15 protein-coding genes are annotated in these 12,390 nt (G+C 62.9%); 7 read left to right on the plus strand and 8 right to left on the minus strand.

The window, feature by feature from the left end; genetic code table 11:
- The first annotated feature begins 88 nt into the window (after nucleotides 1–88).
- The gene (locus NDO55_RS05145; protein ID WP_252113069.1) at nucleotides 89–319 is read left to right on the plus strand and encodes a hypothetical protein; all 231 of its coding nucleotides are present in this window, start codon (nucleotides 89–91) and stop codon (nucleotides 317–319) included.
- Here NDO55_RS05145 and NDO55_RS05150 read toward each other — a convergent pair.
- Nucleotides 316–1,020 carry an NAD-dependent deacylase gene (locus NDO55_RS05150; RefSeq protein WP_425276879.1) on the minus strand — a complete coding sequence of 235 codons (705 nt, stop codon included), beginning with the start codon at nucleotides 1,018–1,020 and terminating at the stop codon, nucleotides 316–318. The two genes, NDO55_RS05145 and NDO55_RS05150, sit on opposite strands and share 4 nt — an antisense overlap.
- Nucleotides 1,021–1,112: 92 nt before the next feature.
- Here NDO55_RS05150 and NDO55_RS05155 point away from each other — a divergent pair, with 92 nt between their 5' ends.
- The 5 genes from NDO55_RS05155 to NDO55_RS05175 all read left to right on the plus strand — a co-directional run bounded on the left by NDO55_RS05155 (nucleotide 1,113) and on the right by NDO55_RS05175 (nucleotide 4,377).
- The gene (locus NDO55_RS05155) at nucleotides 1,113–1,514 is read left to right on the plus strand and encodes an acyl-CoA thioesterase (RefSeq protein ID WP_252113071.1); all 402 of its coding nucleotides are present in this window, start codon (nucleotides 1,113–1,115) and stop codon (nucleotides 1,512–1,514) included.
- 39 nt (nucleotides 1,515–1,553) lie between these two features.
- Entirely contained in the window at nucleotides 1,554–2,246 is a 693-nt protein-coding gene (dapB, locus tag NDO55_RS05160) for a 4-hydroxy-tetrahydrodipicolinate reductase (RefSeq protein ID WP_252113073.1), read from the plus strand.
- Entirely contained in the window at nucleotides 2,243–3,172 is a 930-nt protein-coding gene (locus NDO55_RS05165; RefSeq protein WP_252113076.1) for a YwqG family protein, read from the plus strand. Before dapB ends, NDO55_RS05165 begins: the two co-directional genes overlap by 4 nt.
- Before the next feature lie 10 nt (nucleotides 3,173–3,182).
- Nucleotides 3,183–3,830, plus strand: coding sequence for an endonuclease III (gene nth / locus NDO55_RS05170; RefSeq protein ID WP_252113079.1), 648 nt, complete (start codon nucleotides 3,183–3,185; stop codon nucleotides 3,828–3,830).
- Between the two features lie 184 nt (nucleotides 3,831–4,014).
- On the plus strand, nucleotides 4,015–4,377 hold the full coding sequence (locus NDO55_RS05175; RefSeq protein ID WP_252113081.1) for a hypothetical protein: 363 nt from the start codon (nucleotides 4,015–4,017) through the stop codon (nucleotides 4,375–4,377).
- On the opposite strand, the gene alr is transcribed toward NDO55_RS05175, so the two are convergent.
- From alr to NDO55_RS05195, 4 genes are all read right to left on the minus strand, one after another.
- On the minus strand, nucleotides 4,374–5,414 hold the full coding sequence (gene alr, locus NDO55_RS05180) for an alanine racemase (RefSeq protein WP_252113084.1): 1,041 nt from the start codon (nucleotides 5,412–5,414) through the stop codon (nucleotides 4,374–4,376). The genes NDO55_RS05175 and alr overlap by 4 nt on opposite strands.
- 9 nt (nucleotides 5,415–5,423) lie before the next feature.
- Nucleotides 5,424–5,804 (minus strand): GFA family protein, encoded by a 381-nt coding sequence (locus NDO55_RS05185; protein WP_252113086.1) that lies wholly within the window; start codon nucleotides 5,802–5,804, stop codon nucleotides 5,424–5,426.
- Entirely contained in the window at nucleotides 5,804–7,021 is a 1,218-nt protein-coding gene (locus tag NDO55_RS05190) for a bifunctional alpha/beta hydrolase/OsmC family protein (protein ID WP_252113089.1), read from the minus strand. The genes NDO55_RS05185 and NDO55_RS05190 overlap by 1 nt, the downstream gene beginning before the upstream one ends.
- A 134-nt stretch (nucleotides 7,022–7,155) precedes the next feature.
- Entirely contained in the window at nucleotides 7,156–7,602 is a 447-nt protein-coding gene (locus NDO55_RS05195) for a UrcA family protein (RefSeq protein WP_252113091.1), read from the minus strand.
- 146 nt (nucleotides 7,603–7,748) lie between these two features.
- Between NDO55_RS05195 and NDO55_RS05200 the strand changes: the two genes are divergently transcribed.
- Nucleotides 7,749–8,642: a LysR family transcriptional regulator gene (locus NDO55_RS05200; protein ID WP_252113093.1), complete on the plus strand. Its 894-nt coding sequence runs from the start codon at nucleotides 7,749–7,751 to the stop codon at nucleotides 8,640–8,642.
- 6 nt (nucleotides 8,643–8,648) lie between these two features.
- Here NDO55_RS05200 and glmS read toward each other — a convergent pair whose 3' ends face one another.
- From glmS to NDO55_RS05215, 3 genes are read right to left on the minus strand one after another with little or no spacing between them, the layout of a single operon-like run.
- Nucleotides 8,649–10,472 carry a glutamine--fructose-6-phosphate transaminase (isomerizing) gene (gene glmS / locus NDO55_RS05205; RefSeq protein WP_252113095.1) on the minus strand — a complete coding sequence of 608 codons (1,824 nt, stop codon included), beginning with the start codon at nucleotides 10,470–10,472 and terminating at the stop codon, nucleotides 8,649–8,651.
- Nucleotides 10,473–11,810 (minus strand): bifunctional UDP-N-acetylglucosamine diphosphorylase/glucosamine-1-phosphate N-acetyltransferase GlmU, encoded by a 1,338-nt coding sequence (gene glmU, locus NDO55_RS05210; RefSeq protein WP_252113098.1) that lies wholly within the window; start codon nucleotides 11,808–11,810, stop codon nucleotides 10,473–10,475.
- A 42-nt stretch (nucleotides 11,811–11,852) separates the two neighbouring features.
- Complete coding sequence (locus NDO55_RS05215; RefSeq protein ID WP_252113100.1) at nucleotides 11,853–12,380, minus strand: hypothetical protein; 528 nt, start codon at nucleotides 12,378–12,380, stop codon at nucleotides 11,853–11,855.
- Nucleotides 12,381–12,390 lie beyond the last annotated feature (10 nt).

A 12,390-nucleotide genomic window follows, 5' to 3' on the forward strand; every position in this document is an offset into this window, starting at 1 on the left:
CGTCCAAGCGGTCGCGACGCATCCGCTTCATCACGCCAGCATCTCCACTGTCCCTGCCCCCAATGGGACACAGAAAGTGGAGAAAAGTATGATTATCGAAAGCCTCGCGCTGGCCCTCGCCGCGCCCCAACCGACCCATAGCTTCGACCATCGCGGCTACACCTATTCCTATGTCGAGACGACCGACGAGAAGGGCCGCACCGTCTATACCGGCACACGCGAAGACGGTGTGGCGTTCGAGTTTACGCTGCTCGACAATGGCGTAGTAACCGGCAAGGTCGGCAGCCGTTCGGTCCGCTTCCGCGCCCCGCACGACTAGGCGCGATCCGCCAGCAGCTCTTCGACGAGCGCCGGGACGAGTTCGCCTGCCGGACCCATCCTGCTCTCGTCGAAGAATATGCTGCCCTGGCTCGGCTCGAGATTGAGTTCGATCGTTCGCGCCCCACGATATTTCGCGCTCTGGACGAAGCCGGCAGCCGGATAAACCGCACCCGACGTGCCGATCGAGACGAACAGGTCGGCGCGCATCAGCGCCGTCTCGATCCGCTCCATCTCATAGGGGATCTCGCCGAACCAGACGATGTCCGGCCGCAGCATCTTCTGCTCGCAATGCGGACAGGGCGGATAGTCGAGCAATGCCCCCTCGACCGGCGACCGCTCGCCGCAACCAAGACACAGGCCGCTTTTCAGCTCGCCATGCATGTGCAGCAGGCGCTTGGCCCCTGCCCGCTCATGCAGATCGTCGACATTCTGCGTCACGATCAGCAGCTCGCCATCCCATTCGGCATCGAGCCGCGCCAGCGCCTCATGCGCCTTATTGGGCTCGACCTCGGCCAACTGCGCGCGCCGCGCGTCGTAGAAACTGTGGACGAGATGCGGGTCGGCGACGAACGCCCCCGGCGTCGCCACATCCTCGACCCGGTGCCCCTCCCACAGGCCATCGGACCCGCGAAAGGTCGCAAGCCCGCTCTCGGCCGAAATGCCCGCGCCGGTGAGGATGACGATGTTGCGGATCCGCATCAGGTCAAAAATGATGCGAAATTCATGAAACCGCAACCGCTTCGGTGCATTACGGCATTGACACGAGTGTAAACAGTGGCGAGATTGTGGCGATGGTCCAGCGTGCTTTTCATCATCCTATCGGTATTCAGAAGGCCGACATCGACCATATGGGTCATGTCAACAATTCGGTCTATCTGAAGTGGGTTCAGGATGCGGTCGTCGACTATTGGTCGAAGGTCGCCCCGCCCGAGGCCGTCGCGCGCCACCTCTGGGTCGCGCTGAAGCATGAGATCAGCTACCGCCGCCCCACCTTCCTCGACGATGTCGTCGTTGCCGACGTCATTGCCGACCGGGTCCAGGGCGCGCGCGCCTTCTTCACCACCGTCATCAAGCGCGGCGAGGAAACCATCGCCGAAGTGAAGAGCGTCTGGTGCTGCCTCGATGCGGTGAGCCAGAAGCCTGCCCGCCTCGCCAAGGACGTGGTCAGCCGCTTCGTACCGGGCGAGCGCTAGCGCCTTGCTAAGGCGCACGCGCTGCGCCACAACCGGCCCATGAAAATCGCGCTTTTCGCCCCCGACGGCCGGATGGGCCGCGCCATTTCCGATGCGGCTGCCCAAACCGGTGATATCGAGATCGTCGAAGAAGGCGGCGACGTCCTCATCGACTTTTCCGCGCCCGACGCGCTGCGCGCCTCGATCGACCGCGCCTTGAGCGGCAACATGCCCCTCCTCGTCGGCACCACCGGCCTCGACGAGGGCCATGAAAGCCTGCTCGCCTCGGCCGCCGAAGATATTGCTGTCCTCAAGGCGCCCAACACCTCGCTCGGTGTCGCGCTTCTGTCCGACCTGGTCGAACGCGCGGCGCGCGTGCTCAGCCGAGAAGATTGGGACATCGAAATTGTCGAGGCGCATCACAAGCATAAGGCCGACGCCCCCTCTGGCACCGCATTGCATCTGGGGCTCGCAGCCGAAAAAGGCCGCGTCGAAGATGCCCATGACGAAATGGGCCGCTGCGGCACGGGCCTCAAACGGGAAACCGGCTCCATCGGCTACGCCGCCGTGCGCGGCGGGACTGTCGCTGGCGATCATGACGTCCTCTTTCTCGGGCCCCAAGAGCGGCTCATTCTCTCGCACCGCGCCGAAAGCCGCGCCATTTTCGCCCGCGGCGCCATCGCTGCCGCGCGTTTCCTCAAGGAACAGGGGCCGGGCCTCTATTCCATGGCCGACGTGATCGACGCCGAATGATCAAATATGCGCTGATCTTCGCCATTATCGTTGGCGGCATTCTTCTGTGGCGCGCGATCCGGCCCGGCGCTTCCAGCACCGATCTGTCGCGCCTGCCGGGCATGGAAGAATTCAAAAAGAAGTGGGAGAACGACAATCCCGAAGGCCCCGCTTTGTCCGAGGAAGACATCAACGAGTGGAAGGCGGCGCTTGACGGTCTTGCGCTCCCCGCCGCCATCCTGACCCCCGACCCCTCGCTTCCGGTCGAAGCCGGCGGCAATCGCTTGGGCGGTCCCGCTTATCTACCGGCAGGTGAAGCCTGGCCCAAGGCTGCCAACGGCTTGCCCGCCATCTTCCTGGCACAGATCGATTTCACCCAATTGCCCGACCTGCCGGACTTTCCGCGTCGCGGAATCCTGCAATTGTTCGTCGCCTCCGATGACCTGTCGGGCATGAATATCGACGACCCCACTGCGCCCGACATCATCGCGCTCTACCATCGCGGCGGGCTCGAGGACGCAGTCCAGCAAGGACCCTATATTGAGCCTGAGGGCGAAGGCACCTCACCACTCATGGACAAGGCCGTGACCGAAGGCGTTGCGCTGACGCCGACATTGGCCATGCTAGGCGTGTCCTCGTCCAGTTGGCAGGGCGATGAAGCGTTGGACGGGCTTGGCCGCCGCGAGGGCTTCAATAAGCTGGAGGACCATCTCTACGACGAGAAACGTGGGCTTCCGGCGGCGCATCATGTCGGTGGGCATCCCGAATTCGTGCAGAGCGATTTGCGCTTCGACGGCAATAAGGATTTCGACCGCGTCCTGCTGCGCCTCACGTCGGACAAATACCTCCAGTGGGGCGATGTCGGCGAGGCCAATTTCCTGATCCGCCGCGACGACCTGGTGGCGCGCCAGTTCGACCGCCTGCTCTTCACCTGGGACTGTTCGTAGGACGCGCCCCGTGAAGAAGGACAACATTTTCGAATTCTACCGCCGGCTAGCCGAGGATAATCCAGAGCCCGAGACAGAGCTGGAATTCGGCAACCCCTATCAGCTGGTTGTTGCGGTCGCCTTGTCGGCGCAAGCCACCGATGTCGGCGTCAACAAGGCGACGCGCGCTTTGTTCGAGAAAGTGAAGACGCCGCAGCAGATGCTCGATCTCGGCGAAGATGCGCTCAAGGAGCACATCAAGACGATCGGCCTGTTCAACACCAAGGCCAAGAATGTGATTCTGGCCGCGCGGATCCTGGTCGACGAGTTTGATGGCGAAGTGCCTGAGGACCGCGCTAGCCTCGAAAAGCTGCCGGGTGTCGGCCGCAAGACCGCCAATGTCGTCCTGAATTGCGCCTTCGGGCATGAGACTTTCGCGGTCGACACGCACATCTTCCGGGTCGGCAATCGCACCGGTTTGGCGCCCGGCAAAACGCCGCTCGCGGTCGAGAAGAAGCTCGACAAGCAGACACCCCAGCCCTTCCGCGTCGGCGCGCACCATTGGTTGATCCTGCACGGCCGATACGTCTGCAAGGCACGCAAACCCGAATGCTGGCGCTGTACCGTCGCGGACCTGTGTCGCTTCAAGAAGAAGACGCCGGACCCCGCCGCCACTTGAGCGCATCTCCGCGTGCACCGCGACCAAACTGAAATATTTCAGTAAAATATAATACGACAAAAATTGCGGAAAACTCTAATTCGCTGTCCAGCGAATGTTACAGTTTGACGAAAAAGCGCCCGTCTTTGTTGTCAATTTGCAAACTCTCTGTCATAGTTCAGTCATGAAGTAGAGGAGAGTTGTGATGAAGAAGCTCTTGGCTGCGGCCTTTGCTGCAACGCTGACCGCCACCCCCGCCCTCGCGCAGGATGCCGGCGGCTACGGAAATACTGCGCACAAGGAAATGCTCGCGGGCGATTATGAGGAAGCCGAACGCGAACTGCGTAGCGCGGCACTCACCGACGTCGGTGCCCGGATCAACCTGGCGCAGATTTTCGCCAAGACCGATCGCGAAGCCGAAGCCCTCATCCTGCTCCGCTCGGTACTCGAGAATGACGACATTCTTCTCGAGACAGTCGATGGTGAGCTCATCAGCAGCCATGACGTCGCCGATGTCCTGATGGCCCGCATGGGCGCAGGCTCGATGATGGCCAGCGCCGAGCGCTAGTCCTTCCAGACCCGCTCGAACCGGTCGCCTAGGCCGGTGAGCGCTTCATATTGCGAAATGCCGGCCTCGCGCGCGATGGAGCAGACGTCATAATCGACGCGCATCCAGTCGCCCTCGCGAAGGTCGGTATTTGCATGGGTGACGTCCACCGCGACCAAATCCATCGACACCCGCCCGAGCAAGGGAAGCTTGCGCCCGGCGATCCGAGCATGGCCTTTCCCGCTCATGTTGCGCGGGAACCCGTCGGCATAGCCAAGGTTGAGGATCGCCACCGGCGTGTCGCGATCCGCCGTGAAGGTCGCGTTATATCCGATCGCGTCGCCTGCCTTTAGAAGGCGCAGCTGCAGGACCTGCGCCTGCACCTCGACGACAGGTTCGATCATGCCCGCCATGGCGGCAACCGGAATGCCGCCATAGAGCGCAATGCCCGGCCGCACGAGATCGAAGGCATAGTCCTCGCCAAGGCAGATGGCGGCACTGTTGGCGAGGCTGTAGCGCCGCGCGGCAACCTGCGCCTTGGCCTCGCGAAAGCGCGACAGCTGCTGGGCATTGAGCGGATGTTCTGGCTCGTCGGCGCACGCCATGTGGCTGTGCAGAGTATCGATCCGAAGGCCGTCCAGCTCGCCCAGTTCGTCCATGCCGACGCCCAACCGGTTCATGCCGGTTTCGACCATGACGTCGCATGGCCGATCGGGCGCAATGGCGCGCCAGCGCTGCACCTGCATCACGCTGTTGAGGACCGGGCGCGCCGGGCTGGAGGCAGCGGCGGCCCCGTCATCGGGACCCACACCATGGAACACGCCGAGCCGCGCGCCCTCGGGCAACGCGCCCAGCTGTTCTGCCTCGTTCCAAGTGGCGACGAAAAAATCGCGCGCGCCCTCGTCGAAAAGGGTTTCCATCACGGGCCGCGCGCCCAAGCCATAGCCATCGGCCTTGATCGCGGCGCCCGTCTCGACGCCCGCAGCATCACGAAGCGCGCGCCAATTGTGGCGAAGCGCTTCGGCGTGGACGATCAGTTTCAATGGGCGATGGGCCATGGCCGATGCCTAGCCGTCCCCCTCGCCTGCGTCCATCGCCGCCCTGTTTTTCTCCCAATTCCGGCCATCGAATTCGACAACGTCCAGGCGAATCTCGGTGTCGAGACACTTGGCATGGACACTCCAGGCTTCGGGGTGGCTGCGCGGCTGGTAGAAGCTCTTGGTGCCGCAATGACGGCAGAAGAGATGCTCCGCCGCCCGTGTGCCGAAACGGTAGGATTGCAATGCTTCCCGCCCCTCAAGGAGCGTGAATTGCTCGTGCGGCACGAAGATATGCAGATAACCAGTGGTGCTGCAGATCGAACAATTGCAATGCCAGGCCTCGACCGGCTCGTCCGGCAATTCGACCTCGAAGCGCACCGCGCCGCAATGGCAGCCACCCGTCGCCATCAGTCTTCCGCCGTGGTGTGGATGTGCAATTCGCCCTCAAGCGTGCGGTGTACCGGGCATTTGTCGGCAATCTCGATCAGCTTCTTGCGCTGCGCCTCGTCGAAGTCGCCCGACAAGCGGATGTGCCGGTCGATGACTTGGATCATCTTGTCTCCGCCCTCGACGTCGGATTTCTGGTCCTCGCCATGATCGCGGCTATGTTCGAGTTCGACCGCGACATGGTCGAGCGGGATCTTCTTGTAGTCCGCATACATCTTGATGGTCATCGACGTGCAGGTGCCCAGCGCACCGAGCAGCAGGTCGTATGGCGTAGGCCCGTCATCCAGCCCGCCATAACTCACCGGCTCGTCGGCGATGAACCGGTGCGTCGGCGTCGTCACCCATTGCGCGAACTTGCCGCCCGCCGTCTCGACCCGGATCGTGCCGTCCAGTGGCCGCTGGACATGATCCTCATCCATTTCCGGCGCATATTTGTCGGCCCAGGCCGAGATGATGTCGGCGGCATAGCGCGCCTGCTTGGGATCCATCAGCAAATGGTCGGCACCGTCCAGCGCGACAAAGCTCTTGGGATGCATGGCCGCTTCGAAAATCTTGCGCGCATGGTCGATCGCGACCAGTTCATCGGTCGGCGCGTGCATGACGAGGAGCGGCTTGGCGAGCGCCTTCAACCGGTCTTCTTGCAACTGACCCCGTGTCCGCTCGACAAATTCCTTTTTTACGAAGAAATCGCGGCCGGCGATCTTCACCGTCGCCTCGCCCGCCATCTCGATCTCCTCGATCCCGTCGCCGAGATTGTGGAGCACATGGTCGGTGTCCGACGGCGCCCCGATGGTCGCAATGGCCTTCACGCTCGGGACTTCATTTGCAGCAGCAATGACGGCCGCACCGCCAAGGCTATGCCCGATCAGCAATTCGGGCGGGTAGCCTTTGTCCGCAAGCGCGTCGGCCGCAGCACAGAGATCGTCGACCTGCGTAGCGAAGCTCGCGAAATCGCCCTCCGAGCCGCCAAGTCCGGCAAAATCGAAGCGCAGCACCCCGATACCTTTCTCGGCCAGCGCGCGGGCGATCGTCGTCGCGGCGCGGCTATCCTTTCCGCATGTAAAGCAATGCGCGAATATGGCGCAGGCGCGCGGCGAACCGTAACGCGGCAGTTCAAGCCGCCCGTCGAGCTTGTGCCCGTTTGCGCCTTCGAACGAAAATCTCTCGGTTCTGTGCATCGGGCCCCTCATGTCGTGCTGATCCGGTTTCGAGATAGCATACGCATGAAGCCGCATGATCGTTACCCGTTAGCGACAAAAAGGCCGCCCCTTGCCAGTGGCAGGGACGGCCTTCGTGATGGCGTCAAGTGCGATCAGTTGCGCGGCGCGCGATAGCGAACCTTCTTGTCACCGACCTTGCCTTTGACGACGCCGTCTTCATCGACCGAGAGGCGGAACCGGACGCCGTCCTCGCGCTCGCCTTCATAGACCGTGTCGCCATTGTCGGCGGTCGAGGTCGCATAAGCATAGCTGCGGCCCTCATGTTCGAAATTGGCCATGGCAACGTCCATCACCTTGGTCACGACACCGCTGCGGCATTCCTTGACGTCTTTTCCGCTGCCGAGCACCACCGCGCTACGGCTGCCGCACGCATTGCGCGCCGCCTTCTTGGCCCGGTCTTCAAGCGCTTCGCGCCCTTCGACGCTGGCAAGGTCGAGCCCTTCGGTAGAAACGGTCACCTGGACCGGTTCGGCCATGGCCGGCGTCGCGGCGAGGCTGGCGGCGGTAAGTGCAGTCATCATCATTTTCATCTTCAACATTGTGCTTCCCCTTGGAATTGAATCGATCGGTCTGTTCCGATGGGGACTCCATTTACGCGGCAGATTGGGGCTGCGGGAGCAACAAGGTTGCGTTCCTGTTCTGCATTATTGCAGAATGGGATCGAACGGGGCCTTGGGAGGCAGCCATGTATGACTGGAACGACCTTCGCTATTTCTTGGCGGTCGCCGAGGAGGGCAGCACGCTCAAGGCGGCAGACAGGATGGGGGCGAACCAGACTACGGTAGCGCGCCGCATCGCAGCGCTGGAGGAGGCGCTCGGTCACAGCCTCTTCGAACGCCGCCGTGCGGGGTATCGCCTGACCGAGACCGGCGCGCGGTTCGTCGAGCTGGCCAAACCCGTGCGCGAGGCTGCCGAGGCGCTGGCCGCCGACGCCGATGCCAGCAGTCGCAACCTGTCGGGTACGGTCCGGCTATCGACGAACGAGCTCTATTCCGAGGCCATGCTCACGCCGCTCATCATCGCATTCAAGAAGCAATTCCCGGATATCCGGATCGAACTCGATCACAGCCACGAGGCGCGCGACCTCGCCAAGGGTGAGGCCGATATCGGGCTACGCGTGGCGGAAAGGATCAAGGGCGATGCACTGGTTACCCGACGGATCGGGCAGGACCGTTGGACCTTCTATTGCAGCAAGGCCTATGCCGAAGAACATGGCAAACCCACCAGCTTCCGGCACATTCCCAAGCATCCGATCGTCGGTGGCGGCGGGCCGGGCATCTGGGACATTTATGGCCGCTGGCTCGAAATCTACGCGCCGAACGTCGAACCGGTGATGATGTATGACAGTTCTACCGGGTTACTCGCCGCAGTCCGCTCCGGCGCAGGCATCGCGGCAATGCCGACCATCGCTGTGGGCGACGACCCGCAATTGGTCCAATGCTTCGCCTCGGGCCCCGTGCGGCGCCATGTCTACCTCGTCACCCACGAGCGCGTACGCAGCGCACCGCATGTGCGGGCGGTCATGGACTTTCTCGGGGAGAAACTGGTCGAACGCGCCACCCGCATGGGGCTGCGCTAGCGGGCGCTATTCGACCGTTACCGACTTGGCGAGATTTCGCGGCTGGTCGACATCGGTGCCCTTGGCGACAGCGACATGATAGGCGAGCAGTTGCACCGGCACCGCATAGACGATGGGCTGGATCAGCGGATGCGCCTTGGGCATCTCGATCGTGGCGATCGCATCGTCGCCCGCCTCGTCGATCCCCTCGCTGTCCGAGATGAGGATGATCTTGCCGCCGCGCGCGGCTACTTCCTGCATGTTGGACACGGTCTTGTCGAAATAGGGACCTGACGGCGCGAGGCAGATGACCGGCACCTGGTCGTCGATGAGCGCGATCGGACCATGCTTCATCTCGCCGGCAGCATAACCTTCGGCGTGGATGTAGCTGATTTCCTTCAATTTCAGCGCCCCTTCGAGCGCGAGCGGATAGTCCGGCCCCCGCCCCAGATAGAGGACATCGCGCGCCGGCGAGACGAGGTGCGCCATCGAGGCGATATCGTCGTCATGATCGAGCGCCTGCTGCATCGCCTCGGGCGCTTCCTGCAGATGCTCGACAATCTCGGCTTCTTCCTCAGCCGACAACATGCCCTTGGCCCGCGCCAGCCGCGCTGCAAAGGCCGCGAGCACCGCCAGCTGGCAGGTAAAGGCCTTCGTCGACGCGACGCCGATTTCGGGACCCGCATGGGTCGGCAGCAGGAGGTCCGCCTCGCGCGCCATGGTGCTTGTCGGCACGTTGATCACCGCGGCGATGACCTGCCCGCATTCCTTGGCGTGACGGAGTGCCGCCAGCGTGTCCGCCGTCTCACCCGATTGCGAAATGAAGAGCGAGAGTTCGCCCTGCACGAGTATGGGGTCGCGGTAGCGGAATTCGCTCGCCACATCGATGTCGACGGGCACGCGCGCAAAGCGCTCAATCCAATATTTGGCGACCATCCCGGCATAGAAGCTGGTGCCGCAAGCAACGATCGTCACACGGTTGATGGTCGACAGCTCGAGCCGGTTGTCGGGCAGCGAAATCTCGCCGTCATAAGGACGCAGATAGGATTGCAGCGTCTGCGCAAGCACGATCGGCTGCTCGAAGATTTCCTTCTGCATGTAGTGGCGGTAATTGCCCTTCTCGACCGCGCTGGCCGAGGCGCCGGACTCGACGATCTCGCGTTCGACAGGCTGATTGTCGGCATCGTAGATCTGGACCGTCTCGCGCGTGAGGACTGCCCAATCGCCTTCGTCGAGATAGGCGATACGCTGCGTCCAGGGCGCCAGCGCGATGGCGTCCGAGCCCAGATAATTCTCGCCCTCGCCATAGCCGATGGTCAGCGGGCTGCCGCGGCGCGCACCGATGACGAGATCGTCATGATCGCGGAACAGGAAAGCCATGGCGAAGGCCCCGTGCAGGCGCGAGAGGATCGCGGCGACCGCATCCTTCGGGCTCGCCCCGCCTTCGAGTTCGCGCGAGACAAGATGCGCGACGACTTCGCTGTCCGTGTCCGACTGCATTTCGTGCCCGTCGGCGACCAGCTCTTCACGCAAGCTTTTGAAATTCTCGATGATGCCGTTGTGGATGATCGCCACATTACCCGCGATATGCGGGTGCGCGTTTTTCTCGACCGGCGCGCCATGGGTGGCCCAGCGGGTGTGCGCGATGCCGATCTCGCCCTGCATCGGCTGCTCTTCGAGAAGCTGTTCGAGATTGCCGAGCTTGCCCTCGGCGCGGCGACGCTGGAAATCCTCGTCCTTGAGCGTGCAGATGCCAGCGCTGTCATAACCGCGATATTCGAGCCGCTTCAGCCCGTCGAACAACCGATCGGCCACCGGCGACTTGCCGACAATCGCAACGATCCCGCACATCTACTTCTTACCCTTTTTATCGCGGAAGCGCTTGGCCGCGCCGTCCAACTGCTTCTGTTCGCCGCGCGCGACGGCAATGGCATCGGCGCTCACATTCTTGGTGACGACGCTGCCTGCACCGATAATCGCGCCCTCGCCAATGGTGACCGGCGCGACCAATGCGCTGTTCGAGCCAATGAAGGCCCCAGCCCCGATTTGGGTACGATACTTGCCGTATCCGTCATAATTGCAGGTGATGGTGCCCGCACCGATATTCGCGCCCGCGCCCACCTCGGCATCGCCGAGATAGGTAAGGTGGTTGGCCTTCGCACCCGCACCCAGCACGGCTTTCTTCATCTCGACGAAATTGCCGACCTTGGAGCCGTCGCGCATGTCCGCGCCGGGCCGCAGCCGGGCATAGGGACCCACTTCGCATTCTTCGCCAACGCTCGCGCCCTCGAGGTGCGAGAAAGCGCGAATGCGGCTGCCCGTACCGACGCTGACGCCGGGACCGAACACGACATGGGGCTCGATCTCGACATCATTGGCGATCTCGGTATCCCAGCTGAAGAAGACGGTCTCGGGCGCGCGGAGCGTGACGCCATTGTCCATGGCTTCCTCACGCTTATGCTCCTGCCATTGCGCTTCGGCGGCGGCGAGTTCAGCACGGCTATTGATGCCGGTCACCTCTCGCTCGCTGCCTTTTACGACGACCGGCTGCGCGCCCTCGCGCCGCGCGATGCGGACGATGTCGGGGAGGTAATATTCGCCTGCCTTATTGTCGTTGCCGACCTGGTCGAGCCAGCCGAACAGGCGCGCGCCGTCCACGGCCATGATGCCCGAATTGCACAAGCGACATTTCAATTGTTCGGGGCTGGCGTCGCGCGCTTCGACCATCTGGTCGATTGTGTCGTCGCCCATGGTTATGATGCGGCCATAGGCCTTGGTGTCCTCGGGCTCGAAGCCCAAGACGACGATGCCGGGTGCGTCGTCCGCCCCCAGCCGCTCGACCATGCCATGCATCGTTTCGGGCGAGACCATCGGCACGTCGCCGAAAAGGATGAGGACGGGGCCGGCATGGCCTTCCAACGCCCCCGCGCATTGCTGCACGGCATGTCCGGTCCCCAGCTGCTCTGCCTGTTCGGCAAAGTCGATGCTGCGCGCTGAAAGCGCTTCTTCCAATTGCTCTTTCCACTGGCCGACCACGACCACCGAGCGCGTCGGCGACATGGCATCGACGCTGCCGAGCAGATGCTCGATCATCGGCTTGCCGGCAATGGGGTGGAGCACCTTGTGCAGGCGCGATTTCATCCGCGTGCCTTTGCCCGCGGCCAGGATGATGACGGCGATTTCACTCATGGGCCGACCCCTGCCACGAGGGGCCGCCCTTGACCAGTGGGCTCAAGACTTTTTCGCTGCAGGCTTCTTCGCCGGCGCTTTCTTGGGCGCCGGTTTCTTCTTGGCTGCCGCCTTTTTGGGGGCTGCCTTTTTCGCCGGCGCCTTCTTGGCAGGGGCCTTCTTCGCAGCCGGCTTGGGCGCCGCTTTCTTCGCCGCGGGCTTCTTGGTCGCTGCCTTCTTCTTGGCGGCGGGCTTCTTCTTGGCAGCCGTTTTCTTCGTTGCGGCCTTCTTCTTGGGCGCTGCCTTCTTGGCCGGCGCGACCTCGTCTTCCCAATCACCCGACAGCATACGCTGCGCAGCATCGGCGATGCCTTCGGCAATCATCGCGCCGATCTTGGTAGTGGTGGTCATGACATCGGCAGCGGCCTTGTTGGCCTTCGATGCCGCATCGAGGCTCGCTTCCTGGATCTTCTTGCGCGCCTTGGGGCTTGCCGCGAGCGCCGCTGCTGCTGCTGCCAGCCCTGCAGCAATCACTTCGGGGCTGAGCGCGATATTCTTGATCTTGTCTTTATCTGGTTTCTTCCCGGCCATTTTTCCCTCC

Source organism: Sphingomicrobium sediminis, from assembly GCF_023805295.1.
Taxonomy (GTDB): domain Bacteria; phylum Pseudomonadota; class Alphaproteobacteria; order Sphingomonadales; family Sphingomonadaceae; genus Sphingomicrobium; species Sphingomicrobium sediminis.